Genomic DNA, 19,258 nt, shown 5'->3' with positions numbered 1-19,258 from the left:
GCAGGCACGGTCCTGCGCGGCCCGGCCGTGCCGGATCGCAGCCGGTTCACGGCCCCGGCCCCTCACTGCTCGGAATCGCGCGTGGCGGGATCGATTGGCCCGGCCTGCCGGAAGAACATCAGTGCGCCGCACTGTCCCTGGACATGCTGGCCGCGCTGCGCGGCAACTTCACCTCCAGCGGTGCGCGCGCCATGTACGAGGAACTCGTCGGCTCCGCCGAGTACCACACCTACACGCTGGGCGCCGACCCCGAACTGGACCCCAGCGCGCACACTGACCCGTCGTAGCCGGAGGGGCAACGATCCCGTTCGGGTTCCGCTGCAGGACGGCAACGGGACCCGAACGGATACCTGCCGGCCCGTCAGACTGCGCGCGTGCACCAGCTCATGAAAGGCGTATCCGATCACGCCGACGCAGTCGCCCAGTTCATCGGCGCCTTCGTCATTGCCCTGTTCTCCGCCCTTTTCACCTTCTGGCTGACCAAGCGAGTCCGTGCGCGTGCCGACCGGCAGGAGGAGCGGGCCGCCCTGCAGGTCCAGGCCGACGCTCTGGGCGTGGCCATGGCTGATGTCCGCGCTGCGGCGATCGTCAATCACACGCTGTGGGAGAGCCCGGCCTCGCGCGGCCGCAGTTTCCTCCTCGCCCTCCTGGCCTGCGCCGGCGGCGCAGCCCGTGGCCGGGTAGCCGGCGGCACCGACGGACTCAGCTTCGCCATCGGGATGGGAGAGGTCGCCCACCTCCTGAGCCGGGAGCGCCGGGCCAGTAACCAGGCGATCGCCGCCGTACGCGAACCCCTCCTCCGCCTCGCCACGGCCGCCGCACCGCTGCTGCGCCACCCCAACGCCCAGGTAGCCGACGCCGCCGAGGCCGTCCTGGCCGCCGCCAGCAATATCGAGAACCACGCCAGCAGTGACGCCGCCGTCGCTGCCTTCGGGCGGGCGGTCCGCGCCGCCCTGCAGCCGCCGCCCACCCTGTGGGCCAGGATCTGTCACCGCCTGCGGCCTGGACCGGGCGCAGGCGGCGGAAGCGGCACCGGCTCCTCGTGATCGTCGTAGTGCATAAGTCGGCGTGACCGATGTGAGCGTGCCGGTAAGAACCGTGTCACCCAGTCACAAACGGCGTGCGAAGACGGACCACTTTCGCCGTTTACTGGCCAGGAGGAAGCCAGTCGGCGCGCAGGCGGACCTCGGACGGCACGGGAGTGCCGACTGCCGCGAGGAGGCCCACCGGAGCAGGGCCAGCCGTGAACTCGAAGTTCATGCTCCCGCCGGTGAACGTCGCGTTGACGAAGTCCACGGTGCCGCCGGAGAACGTCATGTCGCTGAAGCTCACGCCGCCGCCGGAGAACGTCGCGCCGCCGAAGCTCACGGTGCCGCCGGAGAACGTCGCGTTGACGACGTAGACGGTGCCGCCGGTGAACGTCGCGCCGCCGAAGCTCACAGTGCCGCCGGTGAACGTCGCGCCGCCGAAGTACATGTCGCTGCCGGTGAACGTCGCGCCGCCGAAGCTCACAGTGCCGTCGGAGAACGTCGCGCCGCCGAAGCTCACGGTGCCGTCGGAGAACGTCGCGCCGCCGAAGCGCACGATGCCGTCGGAGAACGTCGCGCCGCCGAAGCGCACGATGCCGTCGGAGAACGTGGCGCCGCCGAAGTCCACGATGCTGCCGGAGAACGTGGCGCCGCCGAAGTCCACGATGCTGCCGGAGAACGTCGCGCCGCCGAAGTCCACGATGCTGCCGATGATGACCCCGGTGAGATCCAGGTTGCAGCCCTGCCAGGAGCGGTGAGTGCCCTCGGGAATGCGGTAGCGGTCTCCGATAAGGCGCAAGATCGTATGCCGGACCTCGCGAAGTGCGCGGTGTCGGTCCTTCTTGTCCTGGTGGGCGTCGCGCCGTTCGTCGGTGGGTGAGGTGCCGTCGGGCAAGGGGTCGAGCAGATCGCCGGGATCGGTGGGGAACGGCAGGCGGAGGTAGGCACACAGAACATCAATGCAGGTCTGGCGCAGGCTGTCGTCTGGGGCGTCGTCGGCGAGGCCGGCCAAGGCGTGGACGCCGCCGAGCCGGACGGCCGGGGAGTCGGATCCGAGTTTGTCGACGGCCTGGGAAAAGCGTTCGGTGTGCAGCCGGGTGGCTTCCCTGTGGGCGCCGGCTTCGTCGACGCGCTGGCGGCGGTAGGCGACGACCAGGGCGACGAGCGCACCAGCTCCGGCGACCACGCCGAAGGAGAGCTTCACCAGGTCGAAGAGCGTCTCCGCGTTGAGCTTCGTGGTGCGGTCGATCCCTTGGAAGTCCAGAAGGACCACCAGGCTGTAGAAGATTCCTCCCGCCACTAGCACTGCGGCGACGAAGGTGACGGTCAGGGCCCGGCCGACCTTCCACAGGCGTAGCTCCCGGTCATCTGGGGCTGATCGCGGCCGTCGGTTTGCTGTCATGAAGTCGGAGACAACGCTCGGAGATCCACGGTTGCAGCGGGGCTCGGGATACGAGGACCGTTTCCGAGTGGACGTACCGCTGGTACGACGGCCCCACCCTCGATCAGGTCAAGCGCGCCGCCTGCAAAGCCGACCGAGAGGCCACCGAGGACCTCCAATACCGGCGCGAGCTCTCGTACCGCGTCAAAACGCTGATGACCTTCGCCCAAGGCCGTCCACGCCGCCCCTGGGGGCCGCTGCCCGGCGGCCGGGAGCGCCTGCACATCCCGGGCTCGCAACCGTTCGCCGTCGGCGGTGGCGGCCGCTGGCTCGCCGTCCCGGGGGACACCGTCCGCTTCCACCGGACCGACACCGGCGAACTGCTCGGCGAGTTCACCCCGGACCACCGCGGCAGCGCCCACCACATGCGGACCTCGCCCGACGGCCGGTACCTGGCCACCTGGCACCTGGGCAGCGCCTCCATCCTCGTCTGGGACGCCCGACGGCTCGTCCGCTGACACACAGGGACAGCGCAGGAGAGCCGCCCGGTGCCGGCCCTTCACGCCCGTCATCGAGACCCTCCGCAGCCCGATCCCCGCTCCCCGGCACCCGCAGCCGCCCCGACGGCACGATCCACATCGCCGTCCAAGTACACCGCGGCGACGAGTGGGACATCCTCACCGGCAGCCCCGTCCCGGACGGCCAACTCGAGGACTACTCAGGTTGAACTCGTCGTGGCGGGTGGGGCTGACCTCCGTGACCGCGAGGACCGTCCCGGAGGGCGGTCCGGGCACGGGATCGCCCTCCGCGGGCGCGGTCGGCGTGAACGTGGAGCCGCGGCCCTTGGACATCCGGATCAACACTCTCCTCGCGGATTCGCAGTCGCCCAGGGCGCGGTGGCGGCCGCCGAGCCGAAGCCACCGGAAGGAGCCGACCCAGTCCTTGTACGCCTCCATCAGGCAGAACCAGGAGTCCTCGGCCTCCAGGTACATCGGCCGCGCCGGAAAGCCGCCCCTCCAGCTGCACGCCGGGGACTGCGTCATGATCTCCGGCATCCGCCACCGCCCCGTCGACCGCGAGGAGGCACGCCGCCTCCTCGCCGACGATTCGACGACTGCCCCCACTGCACACCCCGCACCCGTCTGCGCATGACCGACTGATCGAAGAAACCGCGGCCGCGGAGGTGAGCGCCGAGGCGCACCTCGACTCCGGAACGGGGCTGCGGGGTGGATCCTGAAGGACCCGCCCCGCAGCCCGGCGGTTTCGGGGCGCCGCACACCGTCGCCCCGAAACCGCCGGTGTCACCTGCCGCTGCGGACGCACTCCCTCAGCAGGCCCGTCACCGCGACCGTGGCCACCGCCCAGGCGGCACTGGGGCCGTGCGGCACCAGCCCGCCCAGGTCGGCCGCCACCAGCATGCCGAGCCCGAACACCCGCATGCTGTGCCGCGAGGGACGCCTGAACCGGAACAGGTCCGGCCCCTCCAGCTCGGGAGCCGTCAGACGATCTGCCACGATGGAACCTCCGTCGTATCCGTTGGATGCACTACCGGTGCGCGGAACACGGGGCCGCCCCCTGCCCGGGGCGGCCCTTCCGCATGAGCGGCCGAAGCAGCTCGGAACCAAGCTTGCCGCAGATCCACAGGGCCCCTGACCAGCGAGAGTGTAGATATAACCTCGCTCGGCGGAGGCTGATAGCTTGATCGATACCGCGGCCGTGAACGGTGAGCGGCAGGTGTCCATATCGGTGTTGATCTGCGGCAACGGCCCCCAGCGAGCGCGCTATTGGGCTCGCGTACAACAAGACGCCCCACATCGTGTCCACAACACCCCTGACCTGCACCGCACTTCACCAGACGCGACCAATTGCGCCGCAGCCCGACAAGCACCTCTCAAGTACTGATCCACCGTCACACACTGTGATGCGTCTCACATCACAGTGCGGGCGTCCATGCAACATAGCCGCGACGCTCACCCGCGACCCTCCCACCCATGGACCTCTCCCCCGAGCAGGAAGCCGTCGCCGTCCGCGCACTCACCGAGGACCGGCACGTACTGATCCTGATGGGCGCGAGGCGAACAGGCCGGCCGCATCCAGGCCCTGGAGCCGCCCGCGGACGCCGCACGCGGCATGTGGGACGCCGGAAGCGGCTGAGTCACGCAAGGCCAGGCGACCGGCAGGACCGTCACCCTCCCGCCGGACGCGCGACCGACGGCGAGAGGCGCGGCAGGCGGTCGCCGTCCATGACGGTGCCCGCCTGCTTGAGGTGGCGCACGGTGACCGTGACCTCGTGCTGGCGGATCGCGGCGATCGGGGCCAGACGCTCGGTGATGTAGCGGTACAGGTCGGCGGTGTCGCGGCAGGTGACGGCGACGACGAGGCTGGCCGGGCCGGACACGGCGCCGACGAAGCCGACCTCCGGGTGCAGGGCGATCTCGCTGCCGACCCGGTGGATGTCGGCCGGGGCGACGGTGAGCCAGAGCGTCGCGGCCGCGCGGAACCCGATCAGGGCGTAGGCGACCTCGACGTCGACGAAGAGCATCCCGCGCTCCAGGAGCGCCTCGACCCGCCGGGCGACCGCGCTCTCGTTGCGCCCGGTGGCGGCGGCCAGCGCGGCGTAGGAGATGCGACCGTCGGCGGCGAGCGGGGCGAGGAGCGCGTCGTCGTCGGGGGTGAGGCCGGGCTCGTCGGCGGTTCGGCGCACGGGGACGTGGCGGCGCGAGCGGGCGCCGAGCGCGGCGATCTCCTGGGCGTCCAGGCGCGCGTCGAAACCCTGCCACTCATTCAGGCCGGTCTCGGCGAAGACGTGCAGCAGCGAGGCTGTCGAGACGTCGGTGACCTGGCTCAGGCGCGGGAGGTTCTTCAGGACGAGCTCGTCGCGGTCGCGCGGGTCGTCGGCCCGCAGCGCGCACATCACCTCGGTCCCGGCCGCGGCGAGCGTGACCCACGAGACGTCGGGCCGGCGGGCGAGCGCGCTGCCGATCGGCTCCGCGGCGCCCGGGGCCGTGCGGATGCGGACGAACAGGCTCTCGCGCGACGCGCGCGGGTCGGGGAGGACGACGACGCGCAGGATGCCGGCCTCGCGCAGGCGCCGGTAGCGGCGGGCGACCGTCTGCTCCGAGGAGCCGAGCGCCTGGGCGATGCGCCGGAACGAGGCGCGCCCGTCGAACTGGAGGGCGCTCATGATCCGGCGGTCCAGCGCGTCGGTGGTGATAGTTTCCGTCTCTGCAGGCATGATTGTGGCGGGATTCTACACGAAACGCCGATTCGCTCGGTCGCGACCGGGGGTGCGCAAGACCATCGGCGCATGACTTCTTCCGCTTCTCCCACCGCTGTCGCGCCCGGGCGCGGACGCTGGACGCCGCTGCTGGCGGTCTGCCTGGGCACGTTCATGCTGCTCCTGGACGTCTCGATCGTGAACGTCGCGCTGCCCGACATGGCGACCGCGCTGGACGCCTCGTTCACCGGCCTGCAGTGGGTGGTCGACGCCTACGCGCTCGCCCTCGCCGCGCTCCTGCTCCTCGTCGGGTCGATCGCCGACGCCGTCGGTCGTCGCCGCACCTACCTCGTCGGCCTCGCGGTGTTCGTCGCCGCGTCGCTGGTCTGCGGCATCGCGCCGTCCGTCGGGCTGCTGGTCGCCGCGCGGTTCGTGCAGGGCGCGGGCGCCGCAGCGATGCTCGCGACGACCATCGCCCTGCTCAACACGGCCTACCGCGGCCGTGATCTCGGCACCGCCTTCGGCATCTGGGGCGCGACCTCGGGTGCCGCGGTCGCCGCAGGCCCGATCATGGGCGGCCTGCTCACCCAGGGCCTCTCCTGGCGCTGGATCTTCTTCGTCAACATCCCGATCGGTCTGGCGACGATCGTCATGGCCCGGCGCTCGCTCAGCGAGTCGCGCCTGCCGCAGCGCCCGCGGATCGACTGGGCCGGCGGCGGCGCCTTCACCTTGGCCGCGGCCGCGCTGACCTTCGCTCTGGTGCGGGTCGCCGAGGAGGGCTGGGGCTCCGGGCAGACGCTCGGGGCACTGGCCGTCTGCGTCGCCGCGCTGGGCGCGTTCGTCGCCATCGAGCGGCGCGTGGCCGAGCCGATGCTCGACCTGGCCATGCTGCGCCGCCGCTCGTTCGTGCTCGTGCTGATCGCCGCGGCGCTGCTCTCCATCTCCGCCTTCGCCGGCCTGATCTACGTGTCGATCTGGCTGCAGACCGTGCTCGACCTCGGCGCGATCTCGGCCGGTCTGGTGACGCTGCCGCTGAGCGGGATCGCCTTCTTCGTGGCCGGCGGCCTGGGTCGCGTGCTGCACGGCGCGTCGCCCCGCTGGACGGTCGGCGGCGGCCTGGCGGTCATCGGCGTCGGCGATCTGCTCATGCTCGGCCTCGACGGCAGCTCCGGATGGGCCGCGGTCCTGCCCGGGCTGGCCGTGATCGGGGTCGGGGCCGGCATCGCGATCCCGACGGTCGTCGCCGCGGCGATGGCCGCGGTCCCGCGCGAGCGCGGCGGGATGGCCGCCGGCGCGGTGAACACGGGACGTCAGCTCGGGTTCGCGGCGGGCATCGGCGTACTGGGCAGCATCTTCAGCGCTCGGGTCGATGCCCTCATGCCGGGCGGCGCGGAGATCGCGCACGCCGTGACCAGCGGCGGATCCGCCGCAGTCCTGGCGGCCGCCCCGGTCGGCTCACGGGCGACCCTCGACACGGCGATCCACTCGGCCGTCGGCGGCGCGCTGGGCACGACCTTCCTCGTGGCCGGTGTGCTGGCCGTGGTCGGCGGGGCGGTGGTTGCGCTGCTGCTGCGCCAGCCGGCGGCGGAGCGCGCGGCGGAGCCTGCGGGACAGGGGGTGGGGGCGCGGGCGTAGGCGGGGTGGGGCGGCGGGCGGCTCGGGCCCCGTGTTTCTGCAGGCCAGCGGCTGACAGTCGGCCATGACAGGTTGATCGGCGGAAGCCTCGGGGCTGCGGCACAGGGCGCGAGCGGGGTTGTAGACGCAGGTGATGAAGGCGCCCGGGTACACGTGGGTGTCGTGGCGGGTGAGGATACGGCGCAGGCGGGCTTCGTCGGTGACGACCTGGCCGTCGAAGACCGTGTGGCGGGCGAGCTCGGCGAGCCGGGCTTCGGCTTCCGCACCTGCGGGACCGGTCAGAGCCGGCCGGTCGTCGTCGGCGCCCAGTTCGGCGAGAAACTGGCCCCGGGCGAAGGCTTCTTCAGCCTCGACCTCGTCGCGGAAGCCAGAGTCGGAGGTGCCTAATGGTGGAGTCGGGTATTGGAACTGTCCGAATGCCTCAGCCGCTGCGGACCCATGCGGTGAACTCGTCGGCGAGACCGGGCGGGTTGGCTGCCTCGGTCCGCCGGGCGATCCCTTCGTAGTACTCGAGCTCGTGGACGATCACCGGGACGGATCGGCCGACGTACCTCTCGATGGCACCGGTTGTGTGGAGGGTTTTGGCGAGCTGACAGCACGCCTGGTTGAAGTGGGCCTCGATCTGGGCGGCGAGCGGCCCGACGGTTGCGGCCCAGGCTGAGGGGTCGGTGGGCTCGGTGTACCAAAGTCCGAGTTCGTTGATCCAGGCCTGGCGAACCACGGCTCCGTCGGGGTCGCTGGTGAGGTCGCCGATCACCGTCAGTTGGTTCTGGATCCAGAAGGCGTAGTTCCAGCGGGCTTCTTCCTGGTCGGAGGCGCTCTGGGTGCTGTGACGGGCTTGCGCCTCGGTGTTGTAGCCGATCGTCAGGGTCGGCAGGCGGGGGTCGTCGTCCTCGTTGTCGATGAGGAAGGAGAGAGCGTAGATATCGTCGGCGCCGGTGACCGGAATGGTTGCGAGGGCGGTCTCGGCAAGGTTCTGGAGGTGATCGTGGAACGTCATGCTCGGCGGCGTCCTGTCTGTCGGGTCATGAGCCCCACTGGTCGCAGTACTCGATGTGCATCTCGCGCGCGTTGCCGAGAATGCCGTCGTTGGAGTGGAGCTCTGTGCAGAAGTGCGGGTAGCTCGGGTGGACGGGGACGTAGCCGGGACCATTTCGAGCGATGTCGAAGAAGTGCCGGGCAGTCTCGCGGAACACCTTCGCGCTGCCGGTCATGAACAAGGTTTCGGCGTGGAGGTGCTGGTGGAACAGGTCCCGGTTCTCCCGGTGGTGCCTCGCCTCGTAGTCGATCACGGTGTCGTCTGTGTGCCCCGGGTCGGGCAGCGTCACTGTCTGCGGACGGCCCGGGCCGAGTCGCCCGCGGATTTCCTTCCAGCGTGAAGGCGCGAACTGGAGCGAGTGATGCAGCAGCACGAGATCAAGCTGGCGCGTGCCGTTCTCAGGCAGCTCGTGGGGCGGGGGCTGGTTGCCGCGCATCGGCAGGTGTATCAGTGAGCGCGGCGAGGACGCAGCGAGCGTCCACAGACCGCCGATTCGCCTCGCGGCGTCCTGGTCGAGGTAGGCGTCCAGGTGCCGATCGTGGTCGATGAGCACGGTGTGGACCAGTGGCCGGGCAGGTCGGATGACTTTGAACTCCGTTGCTCCGAGGCGCGTTTGGTGGATGGTGATGGGCAGTTTCATCGGTTCTCCGGGACACGGCGGCTGACGTCGGCGGCCCAGTCGCCGGCGGATGCCTGCTGCCACTGGACGGCGACCTTGATGTGGACGCCGAGCATTCAACCGACGGCACTTGGTGCCGCCGGCCAGAAACGGCGCGAGCTGCTCGGTGCTCCACACGTCATCAATGATCAGCAGAATTGGCGGGCGGGCGTCGAGCAGTCGGCCCAAGTGCGCGCCGGCCAGCTCCGGGTCGTCGAAGACCGTGGTGTCCCCGGTGATGAACCGGGTCGCTTCGGCCACCTTCGCGGTGATCTCCGTCCGGCTGCGCACGTCCAACCCGAGGGTGACTCGGTAGATCCGCCCACGGAAGCGGCGTTGGAATCGTCGGTCGGCCTACACCATCTCCGCGAGCGTGGTCTTTCCGAAGCCGCCCGCGCCGTGCAGTCCGGCCGTAGCCGTGATCCCCACCGACCGCAACCGCCGTCGGCGGCTTAGCGCGGCCGCCACCTGCCGGACCTGTGCACGGTCGACGACCCACCGCGGTATCTCCGGGGGCGCTGGCGGTGGTGGGTCGTCGGCCACCGACGAAGACTTGGCCTCGCGGAACAGTGTGTACACCACCAGCAGCAGGGCCAGGGCCAGCCCCACGCCCAGGACAATCCACGCGTGCCGCCGAACCTGGTCGAGCGGACCCGGCCACCGGTCCTGACCAGTGGCCGCATTCTCTGCCAACGACGTCACCGCACTGACCACCGCCGTGATCACGGCCGACGCAGCTAGGCCGTGTTTTAGAAGGTGCTGGTGTGCTGGGTTGGTCGTCCGGGAAAGTTGCGGGCGGCCAGCCAGATGATGAGGTCGTTGGCGATCGCACCGACGTCTGTTTCGGTGGTGACCTTGTGTTCGCGTCGTGTGCTGTCGCGCAGGACGATCTCATAGCCGCCTTCGTCGCAGACGGCCACAGAGGCGAACCAGACGGGGTCGTCCTCGTCGGGCTGAATGACGATGAACGTGTTGTCCGTGTCGTCGAGTTCGCTGATGAGCTCGAACAGGGCGTCCTCGGACGGGTCGTCGATGTGGTCCCCGTTCTCGCTGTCGGCGCAGTAGGTTGCCGCCACGATCCGTTGTCCCCCTGATACCGACGTGCTGCCCAGAAGCTGCCGTCAGGATGACATGGGAGGCGGCAGCCCCGTGTGGTCACAGCCATTCGTTGATTGCGGCGAGGTGGATCGTGGCCTCGAAGCGGACGGCGAGTTTGTCGAACCGTGTGGCCACCGCCCGGTTGCGCTTGAGCCGGTTGATGCCGCACTCGACGGCATGCCGGGCCTTGTAGTCCTCACGGTCGAAGCCCGGAGGCCGCCCACCACTGCTTCCCCCGCGCTTACGATGACCGGCCTGATCAGCCGGTTCCGGGATGGTGCACCGGATGCCGCGCCGCCGTAAGTAGGCGCGGTTGGCACGCGAGGAGTACGCCTTGTCTGCTCGCACCCGCAGAGACCGTCTGCGCGGACGGCCCCGACCCGCCCGCGGCACCCGGATGCCTTCCAGCACGGTCACGAACTGGGGGCTGTCTCCTCGCTGGCCCGCTGTGACCAGCAGCGACAACGGTCGCTGGTCCTGGTCGCAGGCCAGGTGGATCTTGCTCGTCCAGCCGCCCCGGGACCGCCCGAGTCCGTGGTCGTCCGGCTCGCAGCCGACCCCGCCGGGCGGCTCCTTCTGGGCCCGCCCCTCCCGGCGGGCACCAGCGGCGTGCTGGTGTGCCCGGCAGATCGTGGAATCGACGTTCACCTCCCACGTGATCAGCCCGGCCGCATCGGCCCTGGCCTGCAGCCCGGTCAGCACCAAAGCCCAGATACCGGCCCGCTGCCAGCGGCGGAAGAGCCCATAGACCGTCTGCCACGGCCCGTACTCCACCGGCAGATCCCGCCACGGCACACCGGTTCGCACCCGCCAGCGGATCCCGTCAATCAGCCTCCGTCGACACGCTGACGGCCTACCGACCTGCACAACGGGCAACAACGGTTCCAGCACCGCCCACTGCTCATCCGAGAGATCCCCACGCCCCACACCGCGATCATCCAACATGAGGCATGGCCACAGGCCCGGTTCTAAAACACGGCCTAGCCAGTCACCCGCGCGCCACACTCAACCGCTCCCGGAAAGCGCGCGAGTAGACGGAAGGTCTCCGACTCCCTTACTGGCATTCGACCAGCTAAGGGCTGTCCCGCAAACTTCCTGCTCGAGGGCCTGATGGCATGATCGGGACGTGATCGGTGAACCTGTTCCGCCCGGAGCCAAGAAGTATGTCCTGTTTGATGTCGATGGCACGTTGATCGATGCCGTGGACAACCAGCGCCAGGTTTGGCGCGCGTGGGCGGAGCGATACGGGCTGGATCCCGACGAGGTCTACCAAGTGGCGCTGCGGACGAGGCCGATGGAGACCTTTGCGCAGGTCATTCCGGACCGCGATCCACGGGAGTGCCTGGCCGCGCTGCACGATCTGGAGGATGAGGATGTGCGGTCCGGCATATATACGGCCTTCGATGGCGCGGCTGAGCTGCTGAACGCTCTGCCCTCCACAGCGTGGGCGTTGGTGACGTCGAATTACGACCACCGGGTACGCGGACGCTTCGCCCGGACCGGCTTGCCAGTGCCGGATGTCATCGTGGATGCCGCCTCCGTCGAGGAAGGCAAGCCCTCACCCGTCCCGTATCTGCTGGCTGCCAAGCGACTCGGTGCCGAGCCCGAGGACTGTCTGGTGATCGAGGACGCCCCCTCCGGGGTGCAGTCCGGGCTGCGTGCCGGCATGACGGTGTGGGGAGTCAACACTCCCGTCGCCGTCGACGGCGTGCACCGGCACTTCGGGAGGCTGCGCGCAGCGGTCCTCGACATTCTCGCCTTCACATCCGGAACCCGCCCTCGGCCGGAGGGATCAGCGCCAGTGGAATGATCTTGCCATGGCTGGTGTGATCACGGCGTCGGAGTCGTCTTGGATAGCCCCGTTCACCGGGCTGAGCCCGCGCCAGTTCGCGAAGTTGGTGACGGTGTTGCGTCGCGCCGGTGTCGATACTCACCACCGGGGTCGGCCGTGGGGCTTGTCGCTGGACGATCGGACACTGTTGGTCACGGCGTACTGGCGCACGAACTTGACGATGCGCCAGCTCGCCCCGCTGTTCGGCATCTCGAAGTCCGCGGTCGATCGCATCATCGATCATCTCGGACCGCTGCTGGCCCTGCAGCCTCGGCGCCGATTCGCGAAGGAGGCCGTGCTCATCGTGGACGGCACCTTGGTTCCGACCCGCGACCACGGGGTTGCCGAGCAGTCGAAAAACTATCGGTACTCCACCAATCATCAGGTCGTTATCGACGCCGACACCCGGCTGGTCGTTGTGGTAGGACAGCCGCTGCCGGGCAACCGCAACGACTGCAAGGCATGGGGTGAGTCCGGCGCGAAGGCCGCCGTCGGCCACACCATGACGATCGCCGACGGCGGCTACCCCGGGACCGGACTCGTGATGCCGCACCGTCGCCGGGCCGGCGAGGAACTCGCCGAGTGGAAACAGGAGCACAACCGCTCGCACAAACAGGTCCGGGCCCGCGTCGAGCATGCCTTCGCCCACATGAAGACCTGGAAGATCCTGCGCGACTGCCGCCTCAAGGGCGACGGCGTACACCACGCCATGCTCGGCATCGCCCGCCTACACAACCTCACCCTCGCAACATAGGCGGCAGCCGTCGCACACCGAAGATCTTTGCGGGACAGCTCTTAGGGCTTGCAGATCATCAAGGTGTTGCTTCCCGTCCCATGGCTCGTTGATGTGGTATGCGCATCCCGGACGAGATCTGTGCCCAACTCACCATGAAGTTCGGGGTGTTGTTCCGGCATCTGGATGAGCGGCAGCGACGGCTGCTGATGGCCGCAGAGGCCCGTGCTCTGGGACACGGTGGTGTTCGGGCCGTCGCGCGGGCGGCCTCGGTGAGTGAGACCACGGTCCGCAAGGGCGTGTCCGAGTTGGAGGCCGGCGAGGAGCCTCTGGGGCGGGTGCGGCGGCCGGGCGGAGGCCGCAAGAGGGTCGCAGATCTCGATCCGGGGCTGCGGCCGGCTCTCCTGGCGCTTGTCGAGCCGGACGAGCGAGGCGATCCGATGTCGCCACTGCGGTGGACGGTGAAGTCGACCCGCACGCTGGCGCGGGAGCTCGCCCGGACCGGACACAAAGTCAGTGTCGGACACCGTCGCCGACCTGCTGCGGGAGGAAGGCTTCAGCCTGCAGGCCAACGCCAAGACCATCGAGGGAAGCCAACATCCCGACCGAGATGCCCAGTTCCGCTATCTCAACGAGCAGGCCCGTGATCACCGGGACGCCGGCCAGCCGGTGATCAGCGTGGACACCAAGAAGAAGGAGCTCGTCGGCGAGTTCAAGAACAACGGCCGCCAGTGGCGGCCTGCGGCTGATCCGGCGCCGGTGAACATCCATGACTTCGCGACCCCCAGCTGGGCAAGGCCGTCCCGTACGGCATCTACGACCTGGCGGCGAACACCGGCTGGGTCAACGTGGGCACCGATCACGACACCGCCGCATTCGCGGTGGAATCGATCCGCCGCTGGTGGTGCGGCCAGGGGCGGGTCGCCTACCCGCAGGCGACCCGACTGCTCATCACCGCCGACGCGGGCGGCTCGAACGGCTACCGCACCCGGGCCTGGAAGCTCGAACTCGCCCGGCTCGCGGCCGAAACAGGTCTGACGATCACCGTGTGCCACCTGCCGCCGGGCACATCGAAGTGGAACAAGATCGAGCACCGGCTCTTCTCGCACATCACCATGAACTGGCGCGGCCGCCCGCTGACCAGCCATGAAGTGATTGTCCAGTCCATCGCCGCGACCACCACCCGCACCGGACTGCGTGTCATGGCCGAGCTGGACACCAACGTCTACCCCACCGGAGTCCAGATCGGCGACGCGGAGATGGCGTCCCTGCCACTGACTCGACACACCTTCCACGGCGACTGGAACTATGCCCTGCACCCCCAGCCCTGCCCAGCCATCCCAGCACACCGGGCTCCGCAGATGCCGGCCCCTGAGTGGGACCACGCTCTCCTGTCTGACCCCGCCCTGACCGGCATGTCCCGGCAGCAACTGAGCGATCTCACCGACACTTTGGCCCTCCACAGCGACGTCAAGCGCGGCCGCCCGCCCCGGCTCGCCTTCCCCGACCAGATCCTGGCAGCTGTCCTTCACCTGCGGGTCGCCCTGGCCGCGGAACCCCTCGCCGTGCTCTTCGACAGCAGTCGGACCGCTATGCACCGCACCCTGCTGAAGATCAGGACGCTGCTGAAGGCGCACAGCATCGTCATCCCGCCGGCGGCCACTCCGCCCTCTGCCCTCACAGCCCTCCAGGCTCGGGTTCGAGCCCTGGGCAACGACACCAGCAGCATGATCAAGACAACGTGTTAATGATCTGCAAGCCCTTAGGGACATTTTACAGAGCAAGGCCCGGACCAGGTGTCCGGGCCTTCGTCGTGCCCCGGAATCTTTCCTCTCGGTCGGTGCTGTCCGGACCCCGGGCTTCCGGCCCTACCGGGTGAAGGAGCCTTGCCCGCCAGGACGAGACGCAAGCACCCGCGTTCTGTCACTGTCCCGCCCTCCATGTCGAACTCACGCCGGAGACAGTACCGATGACTACCAGTCATACATCCGGGACAACACCCGCGCCGATCGCTGCGACGCTGAACACGCCACCCTGGGCCAGGTCGAAGCCCCAAATGGTCGCTCTCAAGCAGAGAGCCGCAGGACCGCCGACCGCGAGGCGCTCACCACCCCCACGCGGACGACACCACCAAAGGTGTCCGCTGTCCTCGATCCCCTCTGGAGCAATGCTCATGACTTGTGGATCGGCCTCGGATTGGACGCGAAGGGCGTACCTTCCCGAGTGATCGACTTCTGGTCATCGAGTAGGCCGACGTTGCACCGTCGGTCGGGAAGGCACGCCCGTGCTGAGCGTAGTGAATGCCGATGGAACGACCGGGACCGGCCGCCTGATCGACGACATCGTTCGCGAGGGCGCGAGGCGAATGCTGGCCGCCGCGCTGGAAGCTGAAGTCAACGCCTATATAGCCGAGTTGGCCGACAAGCGGGATGAGCACGGGCACCGTCTGGTGGTCCGCAATGGCTATCACCAGGCGAGGAAGGTCACGACCGCGGCCGGGGCGGTCGAGGTGAAGGCCCCGCGGGTCAACGACAAGCGCGTCGACGAGAGCACCGGCGAGCGCAAGCGGTTCTCCTCGACGATCCTGCCGCCGTGGTGCCGCAAGTCCCCGAAGATCAGCGAGGTGCTGCCCCTGCTCTATCTGCACGGCCTGTCCTCTGGCGACTTCGTGCCCGCCCTGGAGCAGTTCCTCGGGTCGACGGCCGGGATCTCACCGGCGACGGTCACCCGCCTCACCCAGCAATGGCAGGCCGACCACGCCGCGTTCAGCGAGCGCGATCTGTCCACCAGCGACTACGTCTACGTCTGGGCCGACGGCCGCCGATACCGACACCCTGGCGGGCAGGAGTGAAGGCTGGCGAACTAGGGTGGCGCGCAAATCGATCTCGTATCCGCAAATAAAATGCAACACCTCCAGGCGCCTGGTCCCTCTCGCCCGCGCCCGGGGCCTGTCCCACCCACCCACTTCTCTTCTTCTTCCTGCTTGGGCGTGGACTCGGGGGCGTAGGGGGGATGTCGGCCTCCCCCACCACGACCGGAACAGCGTAGTGGCCTGCAGATTCGTTGGTAGGCGGGCGAGCAGTCCGGGAGGGCTTCGTGATCGTGGTCGGTCATCTGGTCGGGGCCGGCTCGCAATCCCGCAGGTGATTCTCGTCAAGACGGGGTGGGAGTGACGTCACTGCCTGTATGAAAAGAGGGCAGATACGAATCCAGTTCACGAACGGTCACCCGGGGGGATGCCGTGGCGGGCAAGGTTTCAGAACTACGGCGTCTTGGGCTGGCGGGACTGGCCCAGCTCATCCCTGCCGCTGGTATCGCCACGTTCTGGTCAGCGGTTAGGCACCACCCGGTGATTGCGGCCGCCGCACTGCTTGCCTACGAGGTGGCCGCCTTCGCCGTGGCGTTCGCCGGTGACGTGGTGACGGAGTTGCGCGGCCGACGGGTGCAGCTGGCGGCTGACGCCGTCGACCACTGGCTGCAGCGGCGGGGGTCCAGTATCAAACGGGTATATCTACGACAGTTGCGGGCGAACGTGCGCAACATGGAGACCGTGGGCATCGCCACGCAGGGCGAGTACGTGCTTCGGATGCGTCAGGTGTACGTCGACGTCAGCCTGGTGCCCAAACCGCTGCATGCCACCGCCGGGGAACCGTATGTGGGCCCGGTGGTACCGGGAGAGGACGCGGCGGTACCGGGGCAGCGCCGCAGTCTGGAGTCGATGATGCGGCAGGCGGAGCGGAGCACGGGCGGCCGAGCCCTGGCGGTGGTCGGCGGACCAGGGTCGGGCAAGACCACCCTGGCCCGGAACACCGCGCTCGGCCTGTGTGAAGGCCGGTGGCGGCCACGTGGACGGCGGCTTCCGGTCCTGCTGTATCTACGTGACCACGCTACGGCGCTGCTGGCCGACGATCCGCCGTCGCTCAGCACGGTGGCGGTGTCGGCCGGGTGGCTGGAAGGAAAGGTGCCGGCCAACTGGCTGGAACACAGGCTCGATCGCGGCCGGTGCGTTGTGTTGCTGGACGGGCTGGACGAGGTCGCCGCGGCGAAGGACCGGGCCCGAGTGGTGGACTGGATCAAACGGCAGATCCAGCGTCATCCCCGCACCCTGTACGTAGTGACCTCGCGTCCGCACGGCTACCAGTCCAATCCGCTGCCGGAGGCTGAGGTCCTGCAGGTGCGGCGGTTCACAAGGGAGCAGATCTCTCGGTTTGTGCACCAGTGGTCGTACGCGATCGAGCGGCGGGCCCGCGACGGCGCCGAAAGCGAAGTGCGCGCCGCCGCGCGCCGCAATGCGGAGGATCTGCTGGCTCGGCTGCGGGACAGGCCGGCGCTATACGATCTGGCGGCGAACCCGCTGCTGCTGACGATGACCGCGAACGTGCACCGCTACCGCGGCCAGCTGCCGGGCAGCCGCGCGGCACTGTATGCGGAGATGTGCGACGTGCTGCTGCACCGCCGCTCTGAAGTCCGCGGCCTGAGCGATGCCACGGGGTTGAGCGGGCCGCACAAGCAGCACGTCGTCCAGCACCTCGCGCTGGCCATGATGGAAGCGAACGTCCGGGACTGGCCGCTGCACGAGGCCGTCGAGGCGATCCGCCACCCTCTGCAGCAGGTTCCCGGCAATGTCGAGGGCGAGGTGTTCCTCGATGAGGCGTGCAAGAGTGGCCTGCTGGTCGAGCGCGAGCATGGCGTCTACGGCTTCGCCCACCTGACCCTGCAGGAATACCTCGCCGCCGCCCAGCTCGGTACCCAGCACACCGACATCACTCTGCTGACCGGAAACGTCACCAACCCGTGGTGGCGCGAGACGATCCGGCTGTGGGCCGCCGGCAACGACGCCACCGCCGTGATCACCGCCTGCCTGGACGCCAGCACCGTTTCCGCCCTGGCCCTCGCCTACGACTGCGCCGAGCAGGCCCGGACCGTCGACCTCACCACCCGCGAGCGCCTGACAGCCCTGCTGGAGTCCCCCGAGACCGGCCAGGACCCCGCACGCCGGCGCCTGCTCATCGGCATCCGCGCCACCCGCACCCTGCACGAGACCATCGCTGTCAGCGACAGTGCCGCTCTGTGCGCCCGGCCCGTTCCCCGCTCCCTGTACCGCCAGTTCGTCCACGATGAACAAGCCGAAGGACGCCATCACCCCCGCTCTTCGAACCTCACCGACACCGAAGCATCGGCCACCGGTATGCACGCCGGGGACGCCGAACGTTTCATCACCTGGCTCAACACCATCACCGGGGACAGCTCCTACCGGCTGCCCACCCCCGAAGAACTGGCTGATCCCGCCGCCGAGATGGCAGCCGACCTGACCCGCCATACCGTCTGGGCCCACAGCGACACCCGCGCCCTGCTCCACCAGCCCGCCGGAGTCCCCTGGCCCTACACCCCCAGCCCCGGCCAGATCCACAGCCTCCCCGCAGCCGACCGGCAGCGGATTACGCGCTACCTGCGCCTTTGGGCCATTCGACCCTCACAACGCAGACGCGTGGAGGAGTGGACCGGAGTGATCGCCACCGCCTTCAAAACACCCCCTGAACTCCACAGGGGTCCTGTCATCACCCAACTGGACCCAGCCCTCGACCGCAGCTTCGCCCTCATCCGCGCCCTCGTCAGCGCCCTTGCCCGCGACGGCGGCGTCGACCTCACCCGCGTCCGCGACCTCACCCGCGACCTCATCCGCGTGTTCGCCCTCGACCACAACCTCGATCCCGCCCGCGCCCGCGCCCAGGCTCGCGGCCACGACCTCGCCCTCGCCCTCGGCATCGACCTCGACCCCGACCCCGACTTCCCCTCCTACCCCGATCCCGACCTCGCCCTCGCCCCCGCCCCCGCCCCCGCCCTCGCTCTCGCCCTCAACCTGATCCTCGACCTCGCCCCCGACCTCGCCCCCGACCTCGACCTCGCTCCTGACCCCACTCCCCACCTCATCCCCGCCCTGGCACACGACCTTGACCTCGCCCGCGCTCTCGACCCCGCCCTGGCACACGCCCTCGACCACGAGCCCGCCGTCGCCGTCGCCGACGACCTTGACCTCGCCCACGCTCTCGCCCACGGCCCCGTCCCCGAGCCCGCCATCACCCTCGCGCACGACCTTGACCTCGCCATCGCTCTCGCCCACGACCCCGATCTCGACCTTGACTTCAGCCCTCATGCCAGCGCGCTGAGGGTCGCGTTCGCCGCTCTCCGCACCCTGTTCGCTGTCTTTAAGGGTTCCGCCGATGCGGAACCCCCTTTCCAGCTCACGAGGCTCGACGATCTCTTGGTTCGCACCGGGACTGATCGCCTTTCCTCTGAGCGACAGGCACCAGAAGATCCAGCCAGCACCCTGGCTCAGGTCCACGATCTCCTCCGAGGAGCTCTGCGCGGCACTCGGCAGGAGCTACTCCCGCAGGCGCAGCTGCTGGTCGAGCAGACCTTGGAACTTCTGCTATCAGTCCGCGACCGCAGACTGCCCGGCCATCCGCACGTGCTGGCCTGCATTCGCACAGCCCTTCTGGCCGCCACCGCAGTCCTGTGTGTCACAGACCAGCACCCCGAGGAAGCAGCACTGCTGCACCTGACATGGCAGAGCCTGACCACCCACAATCAGCCCTCCCCCAACCAAATCCTGCTGGTCACCCGTACACACCAGTAAG

At 69.2% G+C, this 19,258-nt stretch carries 18 protein-coding genes and 2 pseudogenes; 11 read left to right on the top strand and 9 right to left on the bottom strand.

The features are described 5' to 3' along the window. The first annotated feature begins 143 nt into the window (after positions 1 to 143). A complete protein-coding gene (locus AQJ46_RS55895) occupies positions 144 to 287 on the top strand; it encodes a hypothetical protein (protein WP_159064220.1) in 144 nt (47 codons plus the stop codon). An 87-nt stretch (positions 288 to 374) separates the two neighbouring features. Further along, complete coding sequence (locus AQJ46_RS48315; RefSeq protein ID WP_059211728.1) at positions 375 to 1,046, top strand: hypothetical protein; 672 nt, start codon at positions 375 to 377, stop codon at positions 1,044 to 1,046. Between the two features lie 100 nt (positions 1,047 to 1,146). Here the strand turns inward: AQJ46_RS48315 and AQJ46_RS48310 are convergent, their stop codons facing one another. Beyond that, complete coding sequence (locus tag AQJ46_RS48310; RefSeq protein WP_059211727.1) at positions 1,147 to 2,430, bottom strand: pentapeptide repeat-containing protein; 1,284 nt, start codon at positions 2,428 to 2,430, stop codon at positions 1,147 to 1,149. A gap of 194 nt (positions 2,431 to 2,624) precedes the next feature. Here AQJ46_RS48310 and AQJ46_RS48305 point away from each other — a divergent pair, with 194 nt between their 5' ends. Beyond that, positions 2,625 to 2,927 carry a hypothetical protein gene (locus tag AQJ46_RS48305; RefSeq protein WP_059211726.1) on the top strand — a complete coding sequence of 101 codons (303 nt, stop codon included), beginning with the start codon at positions 2,625 to 2,627 and terminating at the stop codon, positions 2,925 to 2,927. A gap of 159 nt (positions 2,928 to 3,086) precedes the next feature. On the opposite strand, the gene AQJ46_RS55890 is transcribed toward AQJ46_RS48305, so the two are convergent. Continuing rightward, entirely contained in the window at positions 3,087 to 3,452 is a 366-nt protein-coding gene (locus AQJ46_RS55890; protein ID WP_159064219.1) for a 3'-5' exonuclease family protein, read from the bottom strand. On the opposite strand from AQJ46_RS55890, the gene AQJ46_RS58660 reads away from it, so the two are divergent. Continuing rightward, entirely contained in the window at positions 3,451 to 3,561 is a 111-nt protein-coding gene (locus AQJ46_RS58660) for a hypothetical protein (RefSeq protein WP_263972918.1), read from the top strand. The genes AQJ46_RS55890 and AQJ46_RS58660 overlap by 2 nt on opposite strands. A gap of 149 nt (positions 3,562 to 3,710) precedes the next feature. Here AQJ46_RS58660 and AQJ46_RS48295 read toward each other — a convergent pair whose 3' ends face one another. Beyond that, positions 3,711 to 3,923, bottom strand: coding sequence for a hypothetical protein (locus AQJ46_RS48295; RefSeq protein ID WP_059211724.1), 213 nt, complete (start codon positions 3,921 to 3,923; stop codon positions 3,711 to 3,713). Positions 3,924 to 4,594: 671 nt separating this feature from the next. After that, on the bottom strand, positions 4,595 to 5,644 hold the full coding sequence (locus AQJ46_RS48290; protein WP_063803956.1) for an Lrp/AsnC family transcriptional regulator: 1,050 nt from the start codon (positions 5,642 to 5,644) through the stop codon (positions 4,595 to 4,597). Between the two features lie 72 nt (positions 5,645 to 5,716). Here AQJ46_RS48290 and AQJ46_RS48285 point away from each other — a divergent pair, with 72 nt between their 5' ends. Both AQJ46_RS48285 and AQJ46_RS48280 read left to right on the top strand, forming a co-directional pair. Then, positions 5,717 to 7,261: an MFS transporter gene (locus AQJ46_RS48285; protein WP_059211722.1), complete on the top strand. Its 1,545-nt coding sequence runs from the start codon at positions 5,717 to 5,719 to the stop codon at positions 7,259 to 7,261. A gap of 162 nt (positions 7,262 to 7,423) precedes the next feature. Continuing rightward, complete coding sequence (locus AQJ46_RS48280) at positions 7,424 to 7,648, top strand: hypothetical protein (RefSeq protein WP_159064218.1); 225 nt, start codon at positions 7,424 to 7,426, stop codon at positions 7,646 to 7,648. 34 nt (positions 7,649 to 7,682) lie between these two features. On the opposite strand, the gene AQJ46_RS58060 is transcribed toward AQJ46_RS48280, so the two are convergent. The 5 genes from AQJ46_RS58060 to AQJ46_RS48255 form a co-directional block, all read right to left on the bottom strand. After that, the gene (locus AQJ46_RS58060; RefSeq protein ID WP_059211720.1) at positions 7,683 to 8,261 is read right to left on the bottom strand and encodes a hypothetical protein; all 579 of its coding nucleotides are present in this window, start codon (positions 8,259 to 8,261) and stop codon (positions 7,683 to 7,685) included. Between the two features lie 25 nt (positions 8,262 to 8,286). Next, positions 8,287 to 9,249 carry a hypothetical protein gene (locus tag AQJ46_RS48270; protein WP_225887632.1) on the bottom strand — a complete coding sequence of 321 codons (963 nt, stop codon included), beginning with the start codon at positions 9,247 to 9,249 and terminating at the stop codon, positions 8,287 to 8,289. Positions 9,250 to 9,312: 63 nt separating this feature from the next. Next, a complete protein-coding gene (locus AQJ46_RS48265; protein ID WP_059211718.1) occupies positions 9,313 to 9,567 on the bottom strand; it encodes a hypothetical protein in 255 nt (84 codons plus the stop codon). A 140-nt stretch (positions 9,568 to 9,707) separates the two neighbouring features. Continuing rightward, a complete protein-coding gene (locus tag AQJ46_RS48260) occupies positions 9,708 to 10,037 on the bottom strand; it encodes a hypothetical protein (protein WP_059211717.1) in 330 nt (109 codons plus the stop codon). 76 nt (positions 10,038 to 10,113) lie between these two features. Next, positions 10,114 to 11,001, bottom strand: a complete 888-nt coding sequence (locus tag AQJ46_RS48255) for an IS5 family transposase (RefSeq protein ID WP_063803955.1) — start codon at positions 10,999 to 11,001, stop codon at positions 10,114 to 10,116. Between the two features lie 181 nt (positions 11,002 to 11,182). On the opposite strand from AQJ46_RS48255, the gene AQJ46_RS48250 reads away from it, so the two are divergent. The 5 genes and pseudogenes from AQJ46_RS48250 (at position 11,183) to AQJ46_RS55885 (ending at position 19,257) form a co-directional block, all read left to right on the top strand. Further along, positions 11,183 to 11,866, top strand: a complete 684-nt coding sequence (locus AQJ46_RS48250; RefSeq protein ID WP_059211716.1) for an HAD family hydrolase — start codon at positions 11,183 to 11,185, stop codon at positions 11,864 to 11,866. Between the two features lie 7 nt (positions 11,867 to 11,873). Then, positions 11,874 to 12,641: an IS5/IS1182 family transposase gene (locus AQJ46_RS48245; protein ID WP_059211715.1), complete on the top strand. Its 768-nt coding sequence runs from the start codon at positions 11,874 to 11,876 to the stop codon at positions 12,639 to 12,641. A gap of 98 nt (positions 12,642 to 12,739) precedes the next feature. Beyond that, positions 12,740 to 14,368, top strand: a pseudogene (locus tag AQJ46_RS48240) (ISAzo13 family transposase). Between the two features lie 536 nt (positions 14,369 to 14,904). After that, positions 14,905 to 15,438: pseudogene (locus AQJ46_RS48235) on the top strand (transposase); the annotation flags it as partial. A gap of 531 nt (positions 15,439 to 15,969) precedes the next feature. Next, positions 15,970 to 19,257 (top strand): NACHT domain-containing protein, encoded by a 3,288-nt coding sequence (locus AQJ46_RS55885; protein WP_059211714.1) that lies wholly within the window; start codon positions 15,970 to 15,972, stop codon positions 19,255 to 19,257. Position 19,258: the final 1 nt, after the last annotated feature.

The sequence above is a fragment of the Streptomyces canus genome, from assembly GCF_001514145.1.
GTDB classification, from domain to species: Bacteria; Actinomycetota; Actinomycetes; order Streptomycetales; family Streptomycetaceae; genus Streptomyces; species Streptomyces canus.
This window is presented reverse-complemented; position numbering and strand designations above follow the sequence as displayed.

Coding starts and splice junctions, on each gene's coding strand:
- AQJ46_RS55895 (WP_159064220.1), top strand. CDS start 144: ATGCTGGCCGCGCTGCGCGGCAACTTCACCTCCAGCGGTGCGCGCGCC.
- AQJ46_RS48310 (WP_059211727.1), bottom strand. CDS start 2,430: ATGACAGCAAACCGACGGCCGCGATCAGCCCCAGATGACCGGGAGCTA.
- AQJ46_RS48305 (WP_059211726.1), top strand. CDS start 2,625: ATGACCTTCGCCCAAGGCCGTCCACGCCGCCCCTGGGGGCCGCTGCCC.
- AQJ46_RS58660 (WP_263972918.1), top strand. CDS start 3,451: ATGATCTCCGGCATCCGCCACCGCCCCGTCGACCGCGAGGAGGCACGC.
- AQJ46_RS55890 (WP_159064219.1), bottom strand. CDS start 3,452: ATGACGCAGTCCCCGGCGTGCAGCTGGAGGGGCGGCTTTCCGGCGCGG.
- AQJ46_RS48290 (WP_063803956.1), bottom strand. CDS start 5,644: ATGCCTGCAGAGACGGAAACTATCACCACCGACGCGCTGGACCGCCGG.
- AQJ46_RS48285 (WP_059211722.1), top strand. CDS start 5,717: ATGACTTCTTCCGCTTCTCCCACCGCTGTCGCGCCCGGGCGCGGACGC.
- AQJ46_RS58060 (WP_059211720.1), bottom strand. CDS start 8,261: ATGACGTTCCACGATCACCTCCAGAACCTTGCCGAGACCGCCCTCGCA.
- AQJ46_RS48255 (WP_063803955.1), bottom strand. CDS start 11,001: ATGTTGGATGATCGCGGTGTGGGGCGTGGGGATCTCTCGGATGAGCAG.
- AQJ46_RS48245 (WP_059211715.1), top strand. CDS start 11,874: ATGGCTGGTGTGATCACGGCGTCGGAGTCGTCTTGGATAGCCCCGTTC.